The organism is Streptococcus sp. DD04 (assembly GCF_001578725.1).
GTDB lineage: Bacteria > Bacillota > Bacilli > Lactobacillales > Streptococcaceae > Streptococcus > Streptococcus sinensis.
Window position 1 is genome coordinate 453,743 of record NZ_KQ968977.1, and the last position, 22,183, is coordinate 475,925.

Genomic DNA, 22,183 nt, shown 5'->3' on the forward strand with positions numbered 1-22,183 from the left:
TCCATTGCATGATCTGAAGATGGAGTAACATCAGCAAGGTTTTCAAACAAAACCCCTTGTTCACCTTCTGTTTGTCCTGGGATTGATTCCTCTTTTTGTTCTGGTTCGACTGAAGAAATCCCTGGAAGATCCACATCATTTTGTCTATTTAACAAGTTATCAAGAACCGCTTTTTCTTCGTCGGTTCTAGGACGATACTTAGTAGATGGAACAAACGTTCCTTCTTCAGTGAGTTCCACCGCTACTCGTCTAAGACCTTTTACAAAGTAAAGATTAGGTTGTTTAGCCCACTGATTGACACTGCCATCATCAATTAAAGATTGGGTGCTCGGTTGGATTGTCACAGAAGACATCTGTTCAGATATACCTTCCAGACGCTTCAGTTCTTCTCGATAACGTTTAATGGTTTCCTTAGTATAATGACTTTCCCCTCGTTCAGCCTTCTCAAGTTCTTCACGGATTCTAGGAATGTTTTGAACACTCATATCTAAACCATTCCCTTTACGGTTTAATCCTTCTTCTTTAAAGCGCTGTTGTTGCTCTAATCTTTCAACTCGTTCTTCTTGTTTTTTAATCTCATCTAACTTATTAAAGACCTTATTTTCCAGTTGTTCTTGTCGTTTAAAGAAGGCAGCACCGTTGCGTTTATCATTCATCGGTTGGCCATTTGCCATTGCAGAATGGCTGTAAACCGCATCGGTAGCATCCATAAATTCATTATTGAGGCGTTCTAACTTACGCTTTGCTTGCCCAAGACGACTATTATCAACTGGAGGATTTTTTAAGGCATCGTTCCAGTCTGTTTTATCTTGTCCTGGTTGTAAATCAGGTAAATCCTCGTTAATAGTAGCCCCCTTTTCTCTCAAGGAGTCAATAAAAGTTCTACCTGCTTCATCATTGTCTACTGCAAGAGTAATCCAGTCTGCATGTTTTCCATCTGTAAAGAAATTATTATCAATAGCTGTCTGTAAGCCTTCAGCTAATTGATCATAACCCCATCTCAAAGGACGGCCAGAGAGTTCTGATTGTAGTTGTGCTAAATGCCTACCAATAACCGCTTCTTTTATTCCATCCATCGATACTAGACGCACATCCTGAAGACTGTCTTTATGTAACTCATAATAAGACATTAAATCAATAGCACTTTCTGCAAAGATAAGACGATTAGGTTGACCAATATCCACATGCAAACCAGTAATACCATCTGAATTTCGGACAATGTTCTTAGCATAACCACGTTCTGGCCATTTCTCCCAATTCTCTTCAATTCCTTGCAGAGTCGCCCCTACAATCTCACCTGAAAAATCAAGCGATTTGAAGACAACAACGGGTTCAATACTTCCATTTATCTTGGCATTAGCTTGGGCAAGTACTCCTTTATCAAGAAAGAAATCAATGGTTTCATCTGATAGGCAACGCTGTTCTTTTAGATAGGTTCTAGCTGCATCGAATGGCTGCTCATAAGGATCAAGATAATATGAAAACGGCTCTTGTACCCTCTCAACAGCTGTATATTCCTTAAAACTGCCATCATTTAAGTAGTCAATCGCCTGATTAAAGTTCACTTCTTTCATTGTTTCAACAAGTGAAATGACATCTCCGCCTTGGTGGCGGGAAAACCAATTCCACATATTTTTATCAGGTGAAATAACCATAGAATCATGTTCTTTCCAGCGATAATCTCGTCCTGAACGTACCAATTCCATGTTCAGCTCACTAGCAACGTCTAAAATATCACGAGATCTAGCATATTCTACTCTCTCTCGACGGCCTTTTCCACGTGTCGTAGGCTGTTGTGTGTGTTCTTCTGCCATAAAAACTCCTTTCATTCACTAGAAACACTCATATTTTGGCCGATATGGTATCGTTTCAGGCACAATAAACAGTTCTCTTGGCAATGAAACTAGATCACCTACTGAAAAATGCTCAAATTCTTCTGGATTATTTTGGTAGTCCAATTCCAACTCCAAATCCCCATTTTTGCCTTGACCAGCAAAAAGAATTCGTTTTTGAGTATCATCAATTGCTTTAACCAACCAATCAGCCTCAAAGTCAAATTCTTCTTCAGAAACGCTTGGAAATTGTAGCATTGTCACCACCTCCTTCCTGTATCTACAATTACTTCTAGTCTAAGAGATAATGGCAATTCTTGCGTTAAGCGGACAAATCATAGGAGATTTTTAAACAAAAAAAGCCATTGATAATCCATCAATGACTTATTAACGCTGGGCTTGCCTGCGTTCTTCTTGTTCTTCACGTTCATCACTTCTAGCACGTTCCATAAGTGCTTTTTTATTTGCCAGCTGAGAACGATTCAGTGAGGAAGACAATTGACGCATAAAGTCCGTATTCAACTTTACAGGTCCTTGAGACTGTTGCAACTGTACTTTTTTGATCACTTTACGCTCTTGTAATTGCTTAGAAACTGTTTGAGCAATCTGACTTTGACTATCATCTGTTGGTTGCAGCTTCTCATATAAACGTTTTAACTCAGAGAATCCTTTAGCATTAGCCACCTTCATCTCCCTGATAGCTGCTTCATCCGATGACTGGCTCATCTGTTGATTTCTATTATTGATCTGGTATTTCAACTGGAAAATAGAAATATAAGTCTGAAGCTCCTCAACATAGTCTCTCTTTGTCGTTGGCCTACCTTTTAGAAGCGTTAAAATATTATCATCCTGAATCTGATCAACTAATCCCAACTCAGTCCTAAGCTGCCTAATAGGAAGTTGTATGGCTCCAGGAAGGGCCTTTGAAACAGGAAGGGCAACACTATCTTCAAACTGACTCTTCAACCGCTCTTTCAAGGCTTTATCATCTTCTGAAAGCTTAAAATTAGGAGTCAATTGTAGTTCAATTGATCTTAATTCTTGTGTTAAGGATTGCTTTTTAAAGTCCACAAATGGCTGATCAGAGGCTAAAGGCTGTATCTGTTCCAGGAGCTTTTGACGCACTTGCAATTCTTTCTGACTAGCCTCTAGCATATTAAGTTTTAAAGCATAGCGGAAGGTACCTAATTCACGACGTTCTTTTTCAGAAAGCGTTGGTTTTGACTTAGCAGCATCTACTAACTCTTTCAACTCACTAGAAGAAAACAGAGAGAGGTCTTTCAAGGTTAGACTTTTCAGCTGAATATTTTCTGTTAGCTGACTAATATCATAAACAGTATCTTGTACAAATTCTGGCTGTCCTATTCCTTTACCATTCTTATCATAAGCTTCATAAATAGGCTTGATAATACTAATTGGCTGTTCTCCAGTTTTAACAGAATAACCCAATTTTTTCCAGACTTCTAAACTTTTTACAACACTTGCTTCAGGAAGTTGTTCTAAAATTTTCTTCCGATTCAAAACAGAAAAATTCTCCAAATTTTTTTCCAGCTGAACGTCCTGTATTTGTGGGGCAGCCTCTTTAAACGATCGTAAGATATTATTGGCCAATCGTTCTCTTAAATCCATAATACGACGTGCCAAATGATGCTCTAAATCATATCCTTTTGACTCTGCCAGCGTTCTGATGGTTTGACCATCGACTTTACGTAGTTTTTCATAGACTTGATTTTTTTCAGCTGAATAGACACCTTCATAAGCCAATAGAAATTCTCTAGTCTCTTTGAGAAATTCTTGATAGGCAGCACTACCTTCATTCTGTAAATAAGAATCGAGGTAACGATCAAGAAAGAACTTACTAACCGCAAAATCTCTAGCATTTGATCCATAGCGCCACTTTTTATTAAGGGGTAAGTGATTGTAAGCTTGTTCCAAAAAATTTTTTTCAGCTGAAGAAGTAATCTTGTCTTCCTGGTAAACAGAAGTCATCAAATCTGCTTTGAGATTAGCTAGAATCTGCTCTTTTCTAAGAAGATTTGATCGTGTTTCCTCTTTAAGCAAGCCGTGATAGACACCGCTTTTGAAGCGATTGATTGTTTTTTGAGAAAAATTTCCCTTATATTCCATTCGACCACGTGGTCGATAAAAGATTTTCTCACGGTTAGATTCCACTTCAGACAGACCAAAATGAATATGGATATTGTCTGTGTTTAAATGAATATTTCCCCACCAAAAAGCAGAAGCAGAAAGACCTTCTTTCTGAATCAGGGTTGGCATCATGTCACGCATGACAGCCTTGATTGCTTTCTGATCAACTTGGCCAGTTGCAACATCATACAATCCTTGTTCAGCAAGAAAAGCATTATCAAACGAAATAACACCCTGCCAAAGAAGAGAACCATTTTGATAAGCTGATTCCAACTTATTTTTTAGGTCATTTAATCGACGTTTCTGGAGATAATCTGCCTCCTGAGTAAAGACAGCTGTTAGTTCTTCAGATTGATTTTCTGTTGCATACGAACGGTTCATGTAATCGATGTATTCTCTGAAGTTCAATTGTGTTTCAGGAACTACTTCCTGAATCTTATCCATTTCATCTTCAGTCAATCCTTCCACTATTTGCCTGTTTGTCTCTAAGGACAATTCTTCATCAATTTTGACAGCCTCATCTCTATTAGTATAATCCACATATTGACTATTAGCCTCTGTGTATTGCAGCATAAATGTAATATTAGGACTAGACGATACATTCATCACTTATGCTCCTCTCCTAATCAAAATAGCCCGTCTTTTCTTAATTGAACATAATCTTTCAGTAGTGGTTGGAGTTCTTCAGGTTCAACCTTAAAGTCTTGAAACCATGGCCCAGATTGAGATATATGCAACTCTTTTTTGGCTTCAATAAATTGCATAGGGATTAACAAAATATTTGGTCTATCCAATTCTAAACCACTTTCTCGTTCAAGAAAAGCTACAATAAAATCTTGGCTGCCATTTGTTCTAAATTGCCAATGTTGAGAGTTCCCATTTTTCTTTTTATGCAGGGAACTATACTTAACATCAATCGTCAAACCATCAAACCAAAAATCATAGACAGGATTATTTTTCTTGAAATATTTATTAGCATCTGTGGCTTCTGGAACATATTTTTGAAAGAGTTCTTCTGCCATTCCTCCCAGTTTAGCTGTCCGAGAACCGTACTGAATTTTATCTTGGATTTTCAAGCAGCCACTCTTTATTAATTTCAAGTGAGCAATATGAGTCGGTAACCCTGATTGCTTCACTGCTTCATGAAAGTCTCCTGTTTCTAAATATATATCAACAATATCAGTCATTTGAATATCCTCAATGTGAGTTCTTAATCGTTTGACCACGTGCCACATCTTCCTTAATAATGTCATCAATTCTAGCCATCAATTCATGTTGCGCTGGATCAAAACGAGAATGAACAGACTCTAAATCTTGAATATCAAAATCACTGCCTTTTGTGATGGCATGGAAATTAGTCAACTCTAAATAAAGCAGCTGATCCAATTGACGACGGATTGATTTTAAAGTACGCCCTTCATCTGAATTGACCAAATTTTTTTCCAGCCGAGATAACCTCTCTGAAAAATGTTGTTTATCTTCTGTTTCTAAAAAAAGTTTATAGAAAACATCAATCAACTTAACAACAGTCGCTGACTGTTTCTGACCTGGACGCTCCAAACTCTCTCCTACATCTGCTAATAAATAGGCTTTGATTTCAGAAAACTTTTGTAGGGTTTCTTCGTTAAAATAGATATTAATTCTAGTTGCCATTATTTCTCCTTTACTGTGATTTTTTTGAACTCCCTGTTAAATAATTAATCTCATATCCTGGTTGAATGTTAAAAATATAAACATCAAAAGATATAGTGTTATCTTCTATACTTTGTGCTTCCAAACGAATGCCACGAGTAACTAATTCTACATTTTTGAAAATAGGTGTTACTCGATAACGAACATGATGATCTGTTTTTTTTATATAATTTGCGACTAAGTTTTCATAGTAAACCATTGATGATTTTTCATTTTCAAAGTTAGCATTAAGCGCACGTGTACCCGTAAAGAGATTTTTCACATTTGCATTCTCCCCACTTAGTTGAAACCCAATCAGGTGAGAACGATTATATAGATAATCTTGCTTTCCATTGAAGTTGATTTTTTTATTTTTCCAGCCAGTTGGTTTCACTGATGAAATATCTTCACGTTCACTTGTTGGCATTAAGTCTTTACCCAACATTGCTTCAGCAACCCCAACACGATTCAAAAGATCAAGGTTACTATATTTTTCCCATGAACCATTTTTCAAGCTCAATTCATCTGTCGTAAATTGCGCTTTCTCATTAATGACTATGACTTGATGTTGGCCATCAAACACTTTTGATTTTAGTTCTTCATTTTGGGTCTGATGAGCATTTCCTAAGTCACTATTTTTTTCTTCAGGTGAATCTGATATGTTCAATTGAGTAGCTATATCATTTTGAGTAAAAGCACTTTTTAAAGATTGAAAATTTTGTGGCTGCACTAAAAAAATAGCGATGAACAAAACACAGACTAGCAAAAATTTATTCTTCTTCATTATCGTCCTCCTGCTCTTCTTTCAGCAGCCAGCGCATCAACATCATCCATAAATTGTAACCAATCTGTCGTTAACTCTTCGACAATATCTTGTTTAGCATGATAGGCTAATAACTTAATTTCATTTTTGAGAAGTTGATCCAAAATTTGAGCTTGTTGTTCTTTAATATCTGCCAACGTCGCTGCAAACTTATTATCATACAAATCAAGACCATCATTTTCGACAATACGATACAACTGAGACAGCAAAAAATCGGCAAGATTAGGATACTGAAATTTTTCAGACATCATCTCTAATTGCACAAATAGTTCATCAGGAACTTTGCGTAATCTAATTTCCTTAGTCATCCCTTTCTACCTCACCTTCGTATTCCAACCATCGTGAAATGTGATCAGCATACCGACCCATTTTCGTTTCAAAGTCCGATAAAATTTCTGTCTGTTTTTGCGTTAATCGTAAAACATGATCGGACGTTAATTTCATATTTTCTAAATGTGCAAGATAGTTTGCTTCAGCAAAATTAAATTGATCCTTTTCAATCTTTTCACGCAAGACACGAACTAAAAAATCATTAAATGATTTCGATTTTGTTCTCTTTGATTGAGCTTTTAAATAATCAATTTCTTTTTCAGTTAAGCCACGTATTTTTAACTCTGTTCTTTTCATTACCATACAAAAATGATCATCTCCTTTCAAAAAACAGCGCACTTCTTTTTTCTTTTGACGAGGCAAAAGCTAAAAGAAGCAAAAAAGAAAACCTCAACCTCGCAACGTCACGAAAATAAATTTTCTACTTTTGCGGTTTTTCAAGACCTAGCCCACTTAATGTGTTCTAGCCCATGAAAAGAGCATAAGGGAAACTGTCCCATCGTACCGCTGGGAGTTGATAGTATCAACGTTTCCCGTGTCCCCAATTCTCTCGGCTACGCCTACTAAACACACACATGCCAGACACACTTAAACACACAAGGTGCTCTATCATGTACAATATCCCCCACACCTAAACACACTGTAGAGGTGTACAAATACACACTCCGTTAAATAGCGTGATAAGATGCTTCTTCAGCTGAAAAATGAAGATTATTGTTCCACGTTTTCACGTTCTTTTTTAGCTGCCTCACGTTGTGCCTTTTCTTCTTCTCGAATAAGAGTAAGCTCCGTTTTGAGATCATCTAAAATCATTTCATAGGTCTGAGTTTTATCTTTTTTGAGTTGAATTTGAACATAGATTTTACCAATTTGTTTTTGAATATTTTCTTCTGCTAGCTTCCGTTCATTTTCCAAAGAAGCAACTTTTTTCTTTGCCTCTTCAAGTTCCAAATCAATTTTTGTAAGATCTTTTTTTGCCATTTAATAGCCTCCTTTATTTAATGATTTTAGTGTAAGGGATAATGAGGTTTCTTGCATTAAGGGGACAAAGTAAAAACTCCCTAATTAAAACTAGGGAGCATCACATGTTAAAAATCTTTCTTCAGTACGCTTTCACCTGTCACAGTAAAAGCTGCTTTTCGGCTGAGTTTGAGTTTAATTAGTTCGTGATAAAAGCCTAATTCCCCTTCCAAAATTCCGAAAGGGTGAACCGTAAAGACTGGATAATAGATGGTATCATCGTCTATAAAAGTACGTTCAGTTTCTTTTCCAAATGAAGCTGCTTGATAACCAATACCTGTTATCACTTCTCTGTTCAAAAAACTCAGTTCGACAATATCTTGATATGGTTGTTTGATCGCTTTTTGAGTAATTTGTCTCATTCGTTTATCTGCATCTGCTTCATCTGCATCCGTGTAAAAATTAATTTCTGGTGGCAAATCATCCGTTAGCTTTCGAATGCCCAAGTATTCTTTATTGATGATATTTTTAAAGATATATCTCTTAAACAATCTCGGCTGAAGAAATGTCACTAGAGTTTGAAAAACGGCACTCATAATCATGAAAATACATAAGTCAGTACCCAACCGCTCTGTAACTGTGTATTGTGCCGCATATTTAGTTCCTACTAAGAAAAACATCAATAATACAAAAATATTTAGCACTGATTTAAAGCGCCTAGACTCTCGTGACCAAACCATCTGAATAAAATAAATAGTAATTTTTGCCATGACAAAAAGCTCTACAAGATTAACAGTCACAATGCGATAATCTTGTGGTAAATAATATGTCAGTGTTCCCAAAAACATAACTAAGAAGATAAAAAATTGAGCTTTAGCAATAAATACAATAAGCCAATTTAGAGCACAAAATAGTGAAAGCTTTAGCCCTTTTTTGTTAAGTGATTTCCATTTTGAAGTGAGTTTTTTCATGTTGATTTCCTTTCTTTATTTCATCTCGACTGTTTCAATTGGGTTAGAAAATTCAAAGGTTCCATCTTTAATAGCAGTCTCTTTTTTCTCCAGGCTTTTAATCTTGACTTGAACCTTTTCAATATTTTGATTAGCTGTTTCGATGGACCTATTCTTAGTTTCAATGTTACTATCAATGGTAGCAATATCTTTCTGATTAGCTTCTAAATCATCACCAGATAGATATTCTGCTTCTTTGAGAAGACCCTCTTTACGAGAATTATCATCTTCGATTGAAGCCTTAAGCTGTTTGATTGAGTTATTTAATTTTTTGATCTGACTTTCTTGGAAGGTCTTCTCTTCTTTGATCTCTGATAAGGCAAATTCCTCACGAGAAACTGTCCTTATTTTTCTCTTCTTAAGCTGACTGTTTTGAGTCGTCACATAGAATTGAACAACATTAGCATCTCCCTTATCTTTTGTTTTAAATGGCTTCTTTTGATCATTTGAAGTACTGGAAACATCAATATCAATTGAGCTAGTGGAAACCGTCTTGTTCGTAATATCAATCGCATAGGCACCAAAATCCTTAGGTACGTTGCGAATAATGACTGAGATTTTATTGTCTACGATGGGGACAATCTCCATCGTGGTTTGACTGGTTTTCTTTTTAGCATAGAGGTTCCATTTGAGACGTTTTGTGTCAATCCCGCGATCAACTGAGGAGGTGGAATCTTTCGTTTCAAACTGGAGAACGATAATCCCTGTTTCAGGAGAATAGGTTTGACTAGTCAGTTTAATTTCCCCTGTTCCATTTTCAAACGTCTGTTTTGTTTTTAGTTGTTCATCAGTATATGTTTGCCTCTGTGGAGAGTAAAAAGCCCCAAGTAATAAACTGATCCAAGCTGTAAAAATCACTGAAAATATGACCAGCTTTCGCTTAATAACATTCTCTTGAAACCACCTCTTCGTCCCTATAAATGGTTTAACAAAAGAGCTGGATTTTATCTTTTCAATCAAATTCTTCATAGTATCAATCATCAGTTGTACTTCCTTTCTATCATGCTTCTTCGTTAGCTGCCAACACCTTTTCTAAGTCAATATTAGCCTCAATAAATTCCTGAGTCTTATGCCCTTTTTTACCAATGATGACGGCGACTGTTATTACAAGAATCACAATAGTTCCTGCAATGACTGGATGCACTCTGGTATAACTCCTTAGAACTTCCCAGGTTGACCATTCTTTCATTTGACTAGGAGTTAGGGGAACAATAAAGCCTAAGGTAACAAGTTTTAAAACGGTCTGAAGAACATAAAATTTAACAATCTTTACAACCCCTAAAAAGATGAGTCCCATAATAGTGTAGCCTAATGAAGCTAACAATAGGAGAGCCCCAAGCGTTTGTTGGATTTCAGCTCGCCGGTAGTCCCTATTAGTCCTAAGTAGTACATCCCTTTTCAATAGTGGATTCATTGTTTTTGGTTTACTTTTAAAGCTATCAATCTCTAGCCGTTTACCAATCTGATGAGAGGTTCGACGCTTTTTCTTCTGTTCCCATGTTCTATTCTTTCTCTTTGTTATCGTCATCTGTTTTACTCCTTCCTGACAATAGCCACCTCACCTGACTGTTTGGTCGAAATATTTTGACCAACATCATAACTGCAAGACCTAAGTAGCGTGTTCGTTTTCTATTACCAAAGTTATCGTAAATGTTAACTTCAAAAAGAGGAAGGACCCAAGCCGAAATAAGAATCACAAGAAAAAGGTAGTGTCTAATTGCATTAAATATCATAATCATCTACTACCACCTTATATCTTTTTTCAAAAGATTTTTTAGTCATTTAAAGCCTCCTTGATACTACTCAGATCAGCAACTATCTGGCCATCTTTATCTTTAGTTGCATAATGATAAAGCTTAGATTTACCATCCCGTATTGTGACGAGAGTCGCTGCTTTGTCAACGTGGTATTTTTCAACCAATAACTGGCCATCTTTTGATTCGACATCGACGTAAAATGTCGGATAAGAACTCTTCTCAGCCACAGCAATAACTGCTTTCTTCCCTGCCTTACAATAAGGACAGCCATTACGATAAAAGACCAGATTAACATTTTGATTGACCGCAGCATCCACATAGACTTGTCCTGTAAGATGCTTATTATAATCTTTGACGACGTAAGTACTCCAGGTAGTCTGTATCCCAATAACTGTAAAAAGAATCACTACAACAGCAGCTAAGGTCCCCAAAAACAGTTTAGAAAACTCAAACCTATCAGTCATTATCCTTCACCTCCTAAAAACTCAAATAAATCACCTTGAACATAACTAACCTTGGCCAAGCGTTTCATCTCAGACTTTAATTTCTCAAAAGTAGTCATAACCAAGTTAAAACGTAGGGGATCAAAGGCTTCATAAACACTAACCAGTGGCAACATAGGAAGATGGTCCTTCTTTTCACTCTGAAGAAACTCAAGAACCTGTTTCTCAGCTTCAATTACCCCATCTACTCTAATCAGTGCTGGTAGGCTTGTAATAGCTTCTAAATTCTGATAGAACGTTAGAGCAATATCACCCGCCTTCAGTGTTTTAAATTCAGGAAAAGTATCTGTGATTTTAAAATAATGAGCAGAAGGTTCTTGTCCTACTCCTGTTAAATAATAACCACGTACAATCTTAAAATTCTCCGTCATGTTCATCCTCCTCATCATCAATAAAGACACATTCAATTCTTTTCCTTTTTGTGGACATCAAAGCTGCTGCTTCCAGCCACTCTCTTTTAGTCTTTTTCATTTTCCATAGAGGAATACCAAATAGATATAGTCTTCCAACGTAAAGAGTTTCATCCTTTTGTTTCATTACTACTTCCTTTCTAACTAACCTTATGAATCTTGAAAGGTGCCTGATAGAAATTTGGATAGTTCATCACCCTCTTAGTCTTCTGAATAGGTAAAGGAATATGATAATGAACCTGCATGTACTGACAAGCTAATCCTCTACTCTTAAACACCAATATTTGTCCTTGATTATCATAAAGATAATCTCCATCTTCAAAGCTAAAAATAACGTATCCCATATAGTACCTCACTTTCTAAGCTGTTCCATAAGTGCTTGATAATCACTCTCTAACTCTCTATCATATCCATCTCTATAACGAATTTGATGGTTAGCATATAGCATCCCTATAATTATCAAAGAGGAACTCCCCAATATACTAACTCCTAAAATAATTAAGATCATTTCCATTTCCGTACTCCTCTATCTATTTTTCTTTCTAGTCGAGTAGCTGCTAGTTTTATCTAGTCACTTTTTTAGTCCTACGTATCCTAGATATAAATGTAATGGCAACTTGCGGGTTTTATTTATTATCCAATGTCAACCTCAAATAAAGATAGTTGTTTAGCTTGTTTAAGCCCATTTTTAACCCCCTCTATTACCTGTTTAGTAAATCCTAAGCTCTCTTCAAAGAAAGCAGCTATATTGGAAAAATAAGCCTCTTGACGCTCCTTTTTCACCTGAATAAGAGAAAGAACGATCGCTTTGACTGAAGCTAATCTAATGCCTCCACCTCGTCCAGATTTAACTACAAAGAAGATCTTACGATCAGCTTTTAGAGCTTTTAAGACTTTATCCAATGATCGATCAGGAATGTTCAATTCTTCTCTGATAGCCTTCTTAGTTGTTCGGATGAATGGATCTTCTGACTGAAAATAGCCTTCCAAATAGGCCATGATATCTGCTTTCCACTCGTGAAGATGACTATTTTTACGATCAGCACGTTTCTTTTTGAATTTGTACCAGCGTTGCTTGATAAACAAATCTGAATCTTTCAGACTCTCATTAACCCAAGCCTTACATAGTAATTTGATATAATCTCGACTGGCAGCTTCATATTTTCCTGAATAAGCCGAATAAATGACTTTCAGGAACTCGTCCTGAGAGAGCGGTTCGGACAAGTGTTCATTGAAATCAGCTAAAACAGCCTCACAATCGCTCTGAGAGACACCACTTGAAAAGTTAGCCAATGCTAATGTGAAGAGAACATTGTTTCTTCCCATTAATGCTTTGGCACCTCTAATATTGGCTTCTCTCAGCAGCAAACCATACCAGGGTTCATCTACCTGTTTAACACCTTCAGAACCTGAAATAACCGTTAGATTTGGTTTCTTACTTGGAAATGGTAGATTAGACTGTTTCATAGACCAATCTAACCACTCCTGGAATGAATAGGTGTACTCTTCATGATAGAACTCAATGTTATCTGTACGTGGCATACGAGCAATTCCAAAGTGGTTACACGTCATATCAACTGGCAATGTCAGGCCAAAATAGTTACGCAAATTTTGAGAGATAGCTTTAGCTACTTTGACAACTCTAAATTGAGAATGTGCCGTAACATAAGCTGATTCTGATAACACAAAATAAGCCTGGAAGCCTTTATCTGATTTTAGGATTAACGTTGGCATAAATCCTAAATCAATGGCAGCCGTTAAAATATCTCCAGAAGTCATTTCTTCAGCTGAAGAGGTAATATCAAAGTCAATATAGAAGGTATTAATCTGTCTTAGATTATCTTCAGAGTGCCCACGTGTTACTCGACGTTTATCATCGCTATAGGCACCGAAACGATAGACGTTAGGTGTCCAGTGAGTGAAATGATCTTGATTTTCTTCGATAGCTTCCATCGATGTCAATACAAGACCACGTGCTTTCACCATATTAGCTTTCGTACGAAAACCAAAGATTGCTCCACGTTTTCCTTCTTCAGCTGAAGGAACTGGTTTTAAATGGCTATTCTTAAATTTGGTTTGTCTTAATCCGTCTTTGAGGATTAAACTATAAATATTAGTTAAATTCATCTTTTTCCTTTAATAGCTCTTCAGGCATCAATCTTGACTTTTTGGCATGCTCAATACCAACAAAATAGGCCTCGCAATCAACATCAACTTCGACGTTAATGGTTCTACTTTTTAAATTTCCCATTCGACGACGTTGCTCTTCCAAGACTTCTACTGGAACCTGCACCATCAAGGAGAATTCCTCCGTTGATTGAGATTGCTCTTTGAAACGTTGGTCAATACCTTCTAAAAATCCAAGCAGATAAGACTTTTTATAATTTTTCCAATGGGCTTTAGGAATGGTAGGAAGAAGCCGTTTTAATCTATACTTTAAATATAAGATTGCCCCTTCATACACTTTACTGCAAAGTTCAGCATCAGAATGATAACCGAAGAATATCATCCGAGTGATCCCCTCTTTTCTTTTCCGCTTCCTAATCGTTCGACACCTAAAATTTGGCCCTAAAATAGCCGCTAATTTCTCTTGCCACCAAGGAAGCCTATATTCCCATGTGCCCAATGTCTCGCCTATATTATTTTGAGGTTTAGCAGTTGCAAGGTCGCTCATAGATAGATTGTGCTTAACCATTAGCCTTTGAGCCATAAGAAGAGCAGTCTGTCCTTCTTCATCATTTGGCGCATCATAAGCTAATTCCAGCAGGTTTTGAACTTTAGATATAATCTTGTTATCCATATCAATCCTCCATCAAAACTTTCGTCTTAAGTGGTTCATTTAAGCCATAGAAGCAATGGCTACATAGAGTCTCCCCTTTATCCATCCACCAGCAAGCACCATGTATTTCATCAACACAAGCCGTATTCCAGGTGCAACCACACTGTTTACAAATTCCTTTTTCTATTTTTTCTTGAGTCATCATGATCTCCTTCAACTAGCTCTCATACTTTTGGGAAGTGAGGAATTAGGTAAACAATAACCATCCTGCAAGTCTTTTTTTAAGTAAAACTCAGGATTTGACGTTGTTACATAGTCGCTTCTCTTCCAATTCCGACGAAGACGAGTATTGAATAGGGATACCCTTGCTTCAATCTCTTTAAATCTGAAACCTAACTTCAAATATGTTGTAACGATTTCATGAACATGTTCTTTAGACTCTTTGTTTCTAACTCTGTTATGAACCGCTTGTTCCTCATCTTCTAATTTCAAGCTTTTCTGGTACTGAATATACAGCACTCTCATCTGTTCAATCTTATTTTGCCAATTAAGATTATAAGGTTTACCAGAGTACTTATTTACCAGGCTTCTAACAGGTTGTTTGAACTTCATCTGAATAGAATCAAATTCTCCCAAGTCAGTGAAAGGATCAATAAAACCTATTGGCTCACTATTGATTAACTGATCATAAAATTCATTTCTAATCATTTTAGCCTCCTAGTTATATCTCGTTTAAAGTACTCTTTAGGACGTGTTGACCAAGTTCATTTCATCAAATAAAGTCATTTGATGGAACGTAACTTGTGGTTCCTGTTGAATAGAAATATAGTCAGCAGTTTTTTCAGTTACGTCTGAACTCGTTTCCTGATCATGGTCAATGACTTCATAAACTTCTAAAGTGTCTATATCCATCACAATTTCCAATCCCTGCATGGTAAGACTCCCTTCTTTATGAGATTTTAAACGAACAAAAAAGGAGAACAGATTTCTCCGTTCTCCTCATAAATACAGGATTATTTATTATTCTAAAAACTCTTACCACTTACTCAAAAATCATTACGGAAAATTACAAAAATCGAACATTAAGGAAAAATAGGGGGAAAGTGCAAGGAAATTGCCTCCCTTTCGACACAAAATCACCTTCTCATTCTTTTTCCGCTAAAAATATGTTCTACAAATTGTTGAAAACTTTCATAATGATATAGACCAATATGTAAATTTACATATTTCTTTCGAAACCATTTTTGTTAAACATTAGCTTTCACATACATAAAAAGGCCGCACAAGGCCGCCTTTCTTCTTTATTTCACATCAAACACGATGGATTTCACTTGTGTCATTGCTTCGATACTGTATCGGATCCCTTGTACCCCTGCGCCAGAACCTTTCACACCAAGGAATGGGAAATTATCTGGACCGCGCTGAGTCTTATTATTAATGTGTACCGTACCCACTTCCAATTTTTCAGCAATTTCAAATGCTTTAGGGAAATCATTTGTAAACACTGAAGATTGAAGACCGAATTCAGACTGATTACAGATTTCGATAGCTTCTTCTACGGAAGCCACGCGAATAATCGGAAGAACCGGACCAAAAGGTTCTTCCCAAGCTAGTCTCATATCAAGTGTAACGTTGTCAAACAAGACAGGCCAAATCAAATTTGCTTCACGTTTCATTTCAGTTAAAGGCAGAGCCCCTTTTTCTCGAGCATCTTCAATCAATCCCCAAATGAAATCTGCTGAGGCATTATCAATAACTGGAGTGATATCTGCATTATCAAAGGGATCACCAACCGTCAGTTTCTCTACTTCTGCCTGAATCAACGCCGCCAATTTATCTGCTACACTATCCATGACAATGACCCGTTTAATAGCTGTACAGCGCTGACCGGAGTAACTATAAGCTCCACCGACGATTTGCTTGGCTGCACGCTCAAGATCTGCATCTTCCAGAACTATCGCTGCATCCTTACCACCTAATTCTAGCATAACCGGCCGCATGCCAGCCAGTTGACCAATTCGTTCTCCAATAGGAGTTGACCCCGTAAAATTGATATAGTTAACTTCTTTATGTTCAATAATATAATCGCCGATTTCTGATCCACGCCCAGTGATGGTATTAAAAACACCAGCAGGGAGGCCAGCTTCCGCAAAAGCTTGGGCTAAAAGAAGACCAGAAATTGAACCTTGTGTCGGTGGTTTAAACATGACAACATTTCCACCAATCAGAGCTGGAGCAATTTTTGAACCTGAAAGGTTGACCGGATAGTTAAAGGGCGCAATCGCTAAAACAACACCAACAGGTTCACGACGAACAACGGCCAGCTTCTTCTTACTTACTGCTTCAAAGCCACCACCTTCCAGCACCTGACCATGAATACGGATTCCTTCTTCCGCTGCATAGCGAATGAGATCCGCTGTACGAACTACCTCGCCAATAGCGGCCTTAATTCCCTTTGCAACTTCTTTTGCAAGAATTTCGCCAATTTTTTTTGATCGCGCTCTAAAATATCGGCAACTTTATGCAAATATGCTGCACGTTCTACCGCTGAAAGAGCACGCCAAGCAGGAAGAGCAGCACGCGCTTGCGCCATAGCATAATCAACTTCTGCCTGAGTCATGGCAGGAATTGTTCCGAGGACTTCATTGTTGATTGGAGAACTAATAGTAATTTCCTTTTCGGAACTTTTCCATTCTCCATTAATATAATTTTTATATTGCATCAAAATTCCCCTCCATCAAAGTTATTGTTTTATATTTTAGCAAATTTTCAGAAAATTTCAAGCAAAAACTGTAAATTTATAGAAAATTTTTACAATTTGAATCATTGCTCCTTGTTTATGCAACTTTAAAGAAAAAAGAAGAGCGATTTACGCTCTTCTTTTATTAATCAAAATCAAGATATTCTTTTTCAAGTTCAAGAACTTCTTCCATTGTTGCACACTCAGTCAAAGCGCGCTGTGCAAGTTCTTGCATCTTCACAGTATCCAATTTCTTCATAAGGCTACGTGTCCGAAGGACAGAAGTCGCACTCATAGAGAACTCATCCAAGCCCATGCCAACAAGAAGTGGCACAGCTGTTTGGTCGCCAGCCATTTCTCCACACATACCTGCCCACTTACCTTCAGCATGAGCAGCTTTGATAACGTTGTTAATCAAGCGAAGGATGGATGGGTTATATGGTTGATAGAGGTATGAAACTTGTTCGTTCATCCGGTCAGCTGCCATTGTGTATTGGATTAGGTCATTGGTACCGATAGAGAAGAAGTCTACTTCTTTAGCAAATTGATCAGCCAACATTGCTGCTGCTGGAATTTCAATCATGATACCCACTTGAATATTATCAGCTACAGCAATGCCTTCAGCAATCAATTTAGCTTTTTCTTCTTCATAAACTGCTTTAGCCTTGCGGAATTCTGTCAAGAGAGCAACCATCGGGAACATGATACGCAATTGTCCATGTACAGAAGCGCGCAAGAGGGCGCGGATTTGTGTACGGAACATAGCGTCACCAGTTTCAGAGATAGAGATACGCAAAGCACGGAAACCAAGGAATGGGTTCATTTCGTGTGGCATATCGAAGTAAGGAAGTTCCTTATCTCCACCGATGTCCATAGTACGGACAACAACTGGCTTTCCGTTCATGCCTTCCAATACAGCCTTATAAGCTTCGTATTGCTCGTCTTCTGTTGGGAAGTCTTGTGAATCCATATAAAGGAATTCTGTACGGTAAAGACCTACGGCTTCAGCGCCATTCGCATTCACACCTTCTACATCTTTCGGTGTACCGATGTTAGCTGCGAGTTCAAAGTGTTTGCCATCGGCAGTCACTGTTTTAGCATCTTTCAAGAGAGCCCATTCCGCTTTTTGTTTAGCATAAGCTTCACCAGCTGCATTGAATTCTGCTGCTTGCTCGTCAGTTGGGTTGATGATAACTTCACCGGTGATACCATTAGCTGCAATGATATCCCCATCTTTTACAAGTTCAGTAATATTATTGGTTCCCAATACTGCTGCGATTTCAAGCGTACGCGCCATAATAGCAGAGTGACTTGTCCGTCCGCCAATATTGGTTACAAAAGCTTTAACAAATTTCTTGTCCAATTGGGCTGTATCAGAAGGAGTCAGGTCATGAGCAATCACGACTGATTCTTCATTGATAGAAGCCGGATTTGGCAACTTCTTACCTAAAAGATTTGCCAGAACACGTTTGGTTACGTCGCGGATATCCGCAGCACGCTCTTGCATGTATGGGTTATCTTCCATATTTTCAAAGAGAGTGATAAACATGTCTGTGACTTCTTTCAGACCAGCTTCTGCATTGGTCTTCTTAGCACGAATTGTCTCTTTGATTTGACCAACCATTTCAGGGTCAGAGAGTACCATTAAGTGAGCATCAAATACTTGAGCTGCTTCCTCACCAAGGCTATCTACTGCTTTCTCACGGATAACAGAAAGCTCGTTTTGAGACGCTTCTAAAGCTGCATCCAAACGAGCCTCTTCTGCATTCGTATCTTCGACTGAAACAGTCTCAAATGACAAATCCGGTTGAACTAATAGATATGCCTTAGCAACGGCAACACCGTCAGATGCTGCAATTCCTTTAAGCATTTCTGTCATATTAAGCCAATCCTTCTTTTTCCATTGTTTCTGTGATAGCTGCAATTGCATCATCTGCATCTGCACCTTCAGCTGAGATAACTACGTCTGCACCTTGACCAACACCAAGGCTCATAACACCCATAATTGATTTAAGGTTTACTGATTTGCCTTTGTATTCAAGCGTAATATCTGAAGCAAATTTGCTAGCAGTTTGCACCAACAAGGTTGCTGGACGTGCATGAATACCTGTTTCTGCCACAATGTGGAAATCTTTAGAAGCCATAGTTAGACTCTCCTTTAAATAATTCTTTTTGAGTTATTGTGATAACCCTTACAACTTGGTATTATAACATCTTTTGAAATCTTTTTCAAGAATTTTATGGCGCGCTTACAAATTATTTCTATTTTTTTGAAAACACCTCTTATTATATTGTTTCTTAGACTTACCCTTTCTGTATTTCTAGTCTGTTCACTCTCTATACTTTCTGTTTGTCTTCTCACTGAACGGTAGTTCTAAACACCATTTTTGAAGAATAAGTTCAATCAGACGCTTTCTCTGTAGCTCTGCTTTTACTTTCGAGACAATGCTTTTTTCTATTTTGCATAATTTCCAACCTTCTTCCAAAAACACTATATCTTGTATTCGGATTTGATGAATAATAAAAGCATGCACAAGATTTAGTTCAAAACTGTTGACATCTAACCCGCTTTTAGATATACTAGGTTCAGATTAAAATTTAAGAAAATGAAAGCATAGAGGAATCATTTAATGGTGACTATTTACTCCAAAAACGATTGTGTCCAATGCAAGATGACCAAGCGTTTTCTTGATACCAACCATGTGGAATATCGCGAAATCAACCTTGATGAGCAACCAGAATACATCGACCATGTCAAAAGCCTTGGTTTTAATGCAGCGCCTGTTATCCAAACACCAACTGAAGCGTTTTCTGGTTTCCAGCCTGGTAAATTAAAAAAATTATCATAATTTTATCAACACTTAGAGCTAGATTGCCGCTCCTATTATTCGTAGGGGCCCTTTATTTTGTAAAAACAAAAACCATCTTAGAAAAAGGAAAATTATGGGACTCAAACACTTAGAAGATGTGACTTACTTCCGCCTAAATAATGAAATCAACCGTCCAGTCAATGGGCAAATCCTGCTTCACAAAGATAAAGAAGCCTTGGATGCCTTCTTTAAAGAAAATGTTGAACCAAACACGATGAAGTTTGCTTCTATTACTGAAAAAATTCAGTATTTAATTGAAGAAAACTACTTGGAAAAAGAATTTATCCAGCTCTATTCTCCTGAATATATTGAAGAGTTAGCTGCTTTTATCCATGCTCAAGATTTCAAATTTAAATCTTTCATGGCAGCCTATAAGTTCTACAACCAATATGCTCTGAAAACTAACGACGGTGAGTACTATCTAGAAAGTATGGAAGACCGCGTACTTTTCAACGCCCTCTACTTTGCCAACGGAGACGAAGCTATTGCCAAGGATATTGCCAATGAAATCATCCACCAACGCTATCAACCAGCGACACCAAGCTTCCTCAACGCAGGTCGGGCTCGTCGTGGTGAGTTGGTTTCCTGCTTCCTCATCCAAGCGACAGACGATATGAACTCTATCGGCCGATCCATCAACTCTGCCCTGCAATTGTCTCGTATCGGAGGCGGGGTCGGTATTTCCCTCAGCAATCTGCGGGAAGCTGGCGCCCCTATCAAGGGCTATGAGGGAGCTGCGTCTGGCGTTGTGCCTGTTATGAAGCTCTTCGAAGACAGCTTCTCTTACTCAAACCAGCTTGGGCAACGTCAAGGAGCTGGGGTCGTCTACCTCAACGTCTTCCACCCAGATATCATCGCTTTCCTTTCTACTAAAAAAGAAAATGCCGACGAAAAAGTTCGGGTTAAAACCCTTTCGCTCGGAGTCGTGATTCCAGATAAATTCTACGAATTGGCGCGTAAAAATGAAGAAATGTACCTCTTCAGCCCATATTCTATTGAACGCGAGTACGGAGTGCCATTTGCCTATATCGACATCACAGAGAAATACGACGAATTGATCGCTAATCCAAATATCACTAAGACCAAGATCAAGGCCCGTGATTTGGAAACAGAAATTTCTAAACTCCAGCAAGAGTCTGGCTATCCTTATATCGTGAATATCGATACTGCCAACCGTTCAAATCCAATCGATGGCAAAATCATCATGAGTAACCTTTGCTCAGAAATCCTGCAAGTTCAAGAGCCTAGCCTTTTGAATGATGCGCAAGAGTATCTTCACCTAGGAACAGATGTGTCATGTAACTTAGGGTCTACCAACGTTGTCAACATGATGACTTCGCCTGACTTTGGAAAATCCATCAGGACTATGACACGCGCCCTGACCTTTGTCACTGACAGCTCACACATTACAGCTGTTCCTTCGATTGACCATGGTAACAGCCTAGCGCATACCTTTGGACTGGGAGCTATGGGACTGCACAGTTACTTGGCTCAGCAGTTGATTGATTATGGATCAGCGGAAGCTGTAGAGTTCACCAGCATCTACTTTATGCTTATGAACTACTGGACCTTGGTTGAGTCTAACAATATCGCTCGCGAGCGTGGTGTGACCTTCCATAACTTTGAAAAATCTGACTATGCCAACGGCACTTACTTTGACAAATACCTGACGGGTGAATTTGTACCTAAGTCTGACCGTGTCAAAGAACTCTTCGCAGGCATCTTTATCCCATCTGCAGAGGATTGGGCAGAGTTGCGCGACAAGGTCAAGGCTGATGGCCTCTACCACCAAAACCGCCTAGCAGTTGCACCAAATGGCTCTATCAGCTACATCAACGATGTTTCTGCTTCAATTCACCCAATTACCCAGCGGATCGAAGAACGTCAGGAAAAAAAAATCGGTAAGATTTACTATCCTGCGGCAGGTTTGTCAACTGAAACCATTCCTTACTATACTTCTGCCTACGACATGGATATGCGCAAGGTTATCGATGTCTACGCAGCTGCAACTGAGCACGTGGACCAAGGTCTCTCCCTAACTCTCTTCATGCGCAGCGATATTCCTAAAGGCCTCTACGAGTGGAAAAAAGAAAGCAAGCAAACAACCCGCGACCTTTCTATCCTGCGCAACTACGCCTTCAACAAGGGAATCAAGTCCATCTACTACGTCCGCACCTTTACTGATGATGGCGGCGAAGTAGGCGCTAACCAATGTGAAAGCTGTGTGATTTAGCAATTAACGAATTGCCAAACTAGGTCACTCAAATTCAACCAAATAAGCAATTTTTGAAAAAGCCTATCGCAATGTTGCTGAAGGAAACAGTTTCCTTCACGACATAAGCAAGTATTA

At 38.2% G+C, this 22,183-nt stretch carries 26 protein-coding genes and 1 pseudogene; 2 read left to right on the forward strand and 25 right to left on the reverse strand.

All coding sequences use genetic code 11. The features are described from left to right. The 25 genes and pseudogenes from STRDD04_RS11440 to STRDD04_RS04985 all read right to left on the reverse strand — a co-directional run. Positions 1 to 1,814, reverse strand: a 1,814-nt coding sequence (locus tag STRDD04_RS11440; protein ID WP_231853884.1) for a toprim domain-containing protein, incomplete at its 3' end; no start/stop codon positions are given. Between the two features lie 18 nt (positions 1,815 to 1,832). Next, positions 1,833 to 2,090 carry a hypothetical protein gene (locus STRDD04_RS04870; protein ID WP_062199823.1) on the reverse strand — a complete coding sequence of 86 codons (258 nt, stop codon included), beginning with the start codon at positions 2,088 to 2,090 and terminating at the stop codon, positions 1,833 to 1,835. A 129-nt stretch (positions 2,091 to 2,219) separates the two neighbouring features. Continuing rightward, complete coding sequence (gene mobP2, locus STRDD04_RS04875) at positions 2,220 to 4,586, reverse strand: MobP2 family relaxase (protein WP_062199825.1); 2,367 nt, start codon at positions 4,584 to 4,586, stop codon at positions 2,220 to 2,222. 20 nt (positions 4,587 to 4,606) lie between these two features. Then, positions 4,607 to 5,167: a hypothetical protein gene (locus tag STRDD04_RS04880; protein WP_062199827.1), complete on the reverse strand. Its 561-nt coding sequence runs from the start codon at positions 5,165 to 5,167 to the stop codon at positions 4,607 to 4,609. Between the two features lie 10 nt (positions 5,168 to 5,177). Next, positions 5,178 to 5,633 carry a hypothetical protein gene (locus tag STRDD04_RS04885; protein WP_017646902.1) on the reverse strand — a complete coding sequence of 152 codons (456 nt, stop codon included), beginning with the start codon at positions 5,631 to 5,633 and terminating at the stop codon, positions 5,178 to 5,180. Positions 5,634 to 5,643: 10 nt separating this feature from the next. Continuing rightward, the gene (locus STRDD04_RS04890) at positions 5,644 to 6,435 is read right to left on the reverse strand and encodes a DNA/RNA non-specific endonuclease (RefSeq protein ID WP_062199829.1); all 792 of its coding nucleotides are present in this window, start codon (positions 6,433 to 6,435) and stop codon (positions 5,644 to 5,646) included. Beyond that, positions 6,435 to 6,782, reverse strand: a complete 348-nt coding sequence (locus STRDD04_RS04895) for a hypothetical protein (protein WP_062199831.1) — start codon at positions 6,780 to 6,782, stop codon at positions 6,435 to 6,437. The genes STRDD04_RS04890 and STRDD04_RS04895 overlap by 1 nt, the downstream gene beginning before the upstream one ends. Beyond that, on the reverse strand, positions 6,775 to 7,107 hold the full coding sequence (locus STRDD04_RS04900; RefSeq protein ID WP_062199834.1) for a hypothetical protein: 333 nt from the start codon (positions 7,105 to 7,107) through the stop codon (positions 6,775 to 6,777). The genes STRDD04_RS04895 and STRDD04_RS04900 overlap by 8 nt, the downstream gene beginning before the upstream one ends. A 408-nt stretch (positions 7,108 to 7,515) precedes the next feature. Beyond that, entirely contained in the window at positions 7,516 to 7,785 is a 270-nt protein-coding gene (locus STRDD04_RS04905) for a hypothetical protein (RefSeq protein WP_001074439.1), read from the reverse strand. Between the two features lie 107 nt (positions 7,786 to 7,892). Beyond that, complete coding sequence (locus STRDD04_RS04910; RefSeq protein WP_062199836.1) at positions 7,893 to 8,735, reverse strand: hypothetical protein; 843 nt, start codon at positions 8,733 to 8,735, stop codon at positions 7,893 to 7,895. Between the two features lie 15 nt (positions 8,736 to 8,750). Beyond that, positions 8,751 to 9,755, reverse strand: a complete 1,005-nt coding sequence (locus tag STRDD04_RS04915) for a coiled-coil domain-containing protein (RefSeq protein WP_017650554.1) — start codon at positions 9,753 to 9,755, stop codon at positions 8,751 to 8,753. A 19-nt stretch (positions 9,756 to 9,774) separates the two neighbouring features. Continuing rightward, entirely contained in the window at positions 9,775 to 10,302 is a 528-nt protein-coding gene (locus tag STRDD04_RS04920; protein WP_062199839.1) for a hypothetical protein, read from the reverse strand. Positions 10,303 to 10,548: 246 nt separating this feature from the next. Beyond that, positions 10,549 to 10,995 (reverse strand): thioredoxin domain-containing protein, encoded by a 447-nt coding sequence (locus STRDD04_RS04930; protein ID WP_017650557.1) that lies wholly within the window; start codon positions 10,993 to 10,995, stop codon positions 10,549 to 10,551. Further along, positions 10,995 to 11,405 carry a hypothetical protein gene (locus STRDD04_RS04935; RefSeq protein ID WP_062199841.1) on the reverse strand — a complete coding sequence of 137 codons (411 nt, stop codon included), beginning with the start codon at positions 11,403 to 11,405 and terminating at the stop codon, positions 10,995 to 10,997. Before STRDD04_RS04935 ends, STRDD04_RS04930 begins: the two co-directional genes overlap by 1 nt. Further along, positions 11,389 to 11,571, reverse strand: coding sequence for a hypothetical protein (locus STRDD04_RS04940; RefSeq protein ID WP_017650559.1), 183 nt, complete (start codon positions 11,569 to 11,571; stop codon positions 11,389 to 11,391). The genes STRDD04_RS04935 and STRDD04_RS04940 overlap by 17 nt, the downstream gene beginning before the upstream one ends. Before the next feature lie 13 nt (positions 11,572 to 11,584). Beyond that, positions 11,585 to 11,788 carry a hypothetical protein gene (locus STRDD04_RS04945; RefSeq protein ID WP_017650560.1) on the reverse strand — a complete coding sequence of 68 codons (204 nt, stop codon included), beginning with the start codon at positions 11,786 to 11,788 and terminating at the stop codon, positions 11,585 to 11,587. Between the two features lie 8 nt (positions 11,789 to 11,796). Next, positions 11,797 to 11,958, reverse strand: coding sequence for a hypothetical protein (locus STRDD04_RS11150; RefSeq protein ID WP_171842251.1), 162 nt, complete (start codon positions 11,956 to 11,958; stop codon positions 11,797 to 11,799). A gap of 119 nt (positions 11,959 to 12,077) precedes the next feature. Continuing rightward, entirely contained in the window at positions 12,078 to 13,571 is a 1,494-nt protein-coding gene (locus STRDD04_RS04950) for a primase C-terminal domain-containing protein (protein ID WP_062199843.1), read from the reverse strand. Continuing rightward, the gene (locus STRDD04_RS04955) at positions 13,558 to 14,244 is read right to left on the reverse strand and encodes a DUF2786 domain-containing protein (protein WP_062199844.1); all 687 of its coding nucleotides are present in this window, start codon (positions 14,242 to 14,244) and stop codon (positions 13,558 to 13,560) included. Before STRDD04_RS04955 ends, STRDD04_RS04950 begins: the two co-directional genes overlap by 14 nt. A 1-nt stretch (position 14,245) precedes the next feature. After that, positions 14,246 to 14,425: a hypothetical protein gene (locus STRDD04_RS04960; RefSeq protein ID WP_000191216.1), complete on the reverse strand. Its 180-nt coding sequence runs from the start codon at positions 14,423 to 14,425 to the stop codon at positions 14,246 to 14,248. A gap of 11 nt (positions 14,426 to 14,436) precedes the next feature. Then, positions 14,437 to 14,931: a hypothetical protein gene (locus STRDD04_RS04965; protein ID WP_000620668.1), complete on the reverse strand. Its 495-nt coding sequence runs from the start codon at positions 14,929 to 14,931 to the stop codon at positions 14,437 to 14,439. 36 nt (positions 14,932 to 14,967) lie between these two features. Continuing rightward, positions 14,968 to 15,156, reverse strand: a complete 189-nt coding sequence (locus STRDD04_RS04970; RefSeq protein ID WP_017646885.1) for a hypothetical protein — start codon at positions 15,154 to 15,156, stop codon at positions 14,968 to 14,970. A 368-nt stretch (positions 15,157 to 15,524) separates the two neighbouring features. Continuing rightward, a pseudogene (locus STRDD04_RS04975) lies at positions 15,525 to 16,945 on the reverse strand (NADP-dependent glyceraldehyde-3-phosphate dehydrogenase). Between the two features lie 163 nt (positions 16,946 to 17,108). After that, entirely contained in the window at positions 17,109 to 18,842 is a 1,734-nt protein-coding gene (gene ptsP, locus STRDD04_RS04980) for a phosphoenolpyruvate--protein phosphotransferase (RefSeq protein WP_062199846.1), read from the reverse strand. A gap of 1 nt (position 18,843) precedes the next feature. Then, the gene (locus STRDD04_RS04985) at positions 18,844 to 19,107 is read right to left on the reverse strand and encodes a phosphocarrier protein HPr (RefSeq protein WP_037614534.1); all 264 of its coding nucleotides are present in this window, start codon (positions 19,105 to 19,107) and stop codon (positions 18,844 to 18,846) included. Positions 19,108 to 19,593: 486 nt separating this feature from the next. Between STRDD04_RS04985 and nrdH the strand changes: the two genes are divergently transcribed. Then, the gene (gene nrdH / locus STRDD04_RS04990) at positions 19,594 to 19,812 is read left to right on the forward strand and encodes a glutaredoxin-like protein NrdH (RefSeq protein ID WP_015604561.1); all 219 of its coding nucleotides are present in this window, start codon (positions 19,594 to 19,596) and stop codon (positions 19,810 to 19,812) included. A gap of 94 nt (positions 19,813 to 19,906) precedes the next feature. Then, complete coding sequence (gene nrdE, locus STRDD04_RS04995; protein WP_062199847.1) at positions 19,907 to 22,066, forward strand: class 1b ribonucleoside-diphosphate reductase subunit alpha; 2,160 nt, start codon at positions 19,907 to 19,909, stop codon at positions 22,064 to 22,066. The last annotated feature ends 117 nt before the right edge of the window (positions 22,067 to 22,183 follow it).

What these genes read in the sequence shown, in the direction of transcription:
- ptsP (WP_062199846.1), bottom strand. Translation starts at nt 18,842, where the DNA reads ATGACAGAAATGCTTAAAGGAATTGCAGCATCTGACGGTGTTGCCGTT.
- STRDD04_RS04935 (WP_062199841.1), bottom strand. Translation starts at nt 11,405, where the DNA reads ATGACGGAGAATTTTAAGATTGTACGTGGTTATTATTTAACAGGAGTA.
- STRDD04_RS04885 (WP_017646902.1), bottom strand. Translation starts at nt 5,633, where the DNA reads ATGGCAACTAGAATTAATATCTATTTTAACGAAGAAACCCTACAAAAG.
- STRDD04_RS04910 (WP_062199836.1), bottom strand. Translation starts at nt 8,735, where the DNA reads ATGAAAAAACTCACTTCAAAATGGAAATCACTTAACAAAAAAGGGCTA.
- STRDD04_RS04965 (WP_000620668.1), bottom strand. Translation starts at nt 14,931, where the DNA reads ATGATTAGAAATGAATTTTATGATCAGTTAATCAATAGTGAGCCAATA.
- STRDD04_RS04950 (WP_062199843.1), bottom strand. Translation starts at nt 13,571, where the DNA reads ATGAATTTAACTAATATTTATAGTTTAATCCTCAAAGACGGATTAAGA.
- nrdH (WP_015604561.1), top strand. Translation starts at nt 19,594, where the DNA reads ATGGTGACTATTTACTCCAAAAACGATTGTGTCCAATGCAAGATGACC.
- nrdE (WP_062199847.1), top strand. Translation starts at nt 19,907, where the DNA reads ATGGGACTCAAACACTTAGAAGATGTGACTTACTTCCGCCTAAATAAT.
- STRDD04_RS04895 (WP_062199831.1), bottom strand. Translation starts at nt 6,782, where the DNA reads ATGACTAAGGAAATTAGATTACGCAAAGTTCCTGATGAACTATTTGTG.
- STRDD04_RS04920 (WP_062199839.1), bottom strand. Translation starts at nt 10,302, where the DNA reads ATGACGATAACAAAGAGAAAGAATAGAACATGGGAACAGAAGAAAAAG.
- STRDD04_RS04915 (WP_017650554.1), bottom strand. Translation starts at nt 9,755, where the DNA reads ATGATTGATACTATGAAGAATTTGATTGAAAAGATAAAATCCAGCTCT.
- STRDD04_RS04890 (WP_062199829.1), bottom strand. Translation starts at nt 6,435, where the DNA reads ATGAAGAAGAATAAATTTTTGCTAGTCTGTGTTTTGTTCATCGCTATT.
- STRDD04_RS04940 (WP_017650559.1), bottom strand. Translation starts at nt 11,571, where the DNA reads ATGAAACAAAAGGATGAAACTCTTTACGTTGGAAGACTATATCTATTT.
- STRDD04_RS11150 (WP_171842251.1), bottom strand. Translation starts at nt 11,958, where the DNA reads ATGGAAATGATCTTAATTATTTTAGGAGTTAGTATATTGGGGAGTTCC.
- STRDD04_RS04970 (WP_017646885.1), bottom strand. Translation starts at nt 15,156, where the DNA reads ATGCAGGGATTGGAAATTGTGATGGATATAGACACTTTAGAAGTTTAT.
- STRDD04_RS04870 (WP_062199823.1), bottom strand. Translation starts at nt 2,090, where the DNA reads ATGCTACAATTTCCAAGCGTTTCTGAAGAAGAATTTGACTTTGAGGCT.
- STRDD04_RS04985 (WP_037614534.1), bottom strand. Translation starts at nt 19,107, where the DNA reads ATGGCTTCTAAAGATTTCCACATTGTGGCAGAAACAGGTATTCATGCA.
- STRDD04_RS04930 (WP_017650557.1), bottom strand. Translation starts at nt 10,995, where the DNA reads ATGACTGATAGGTTTGAGTTTTCTAAACTGTTTTTGGGGACCTTAGCT.
- STRDD04_RS04955 (WP_062199844.1), bottom strand. Translation starts at nt 14,244, where the DNA reads ATGGATAACAAGATTATATCTAAAGTTCAAAACCTGCTGGAATTAGCT.
- STRDD04_RS04880 (WP_062199827.1), bottom strand. Translation starts at nt 5,167, where the DNA reads ATGACTGATATTGTTGATATATATTTAGAAACAGGAGACTTTCATGAA.
- STRDD04_RS04960 (WP_000191216.1), bottom strand. Translation starts at nt 14,425, where the DNA reads ATGACTCAAGAAAAAATAGAAAAAGGAATTTGTAAACAGTGTGGTTGC.
- STRDD04_RS04905 (WP_001074439.1), bottom strand. Translation starts at nt 7,785, where the DNA reads ATGGCAAAAAAAGATCTTACAAAAATTGATTTGGAACTTGAAGAGGCA.
- STRDD04_RS04900 (WP_062199834.1), bottom strand. Translation starts at nt 7,107, where the DNA reads ATGGTAATGAAAAGAACAGAGTTAAAAATACGTGGCTTAACTGAAAAA.
- STRDD04_RS04945 (WP_017650560.1), bottom strand. Translation starts at nt 11,788, where the DNA reads ATGGGATACGTTATTTTTAGCTTTGAAGATGGAGATTATCTTTATGAT.
- mobP2 (WP_062199825.1), bottom strand. Translation starts at nt 4,586, where the DNA reads ATGAATGTATCGTCTAGTCCTAATATTACATTTATGCTGCAATACACA.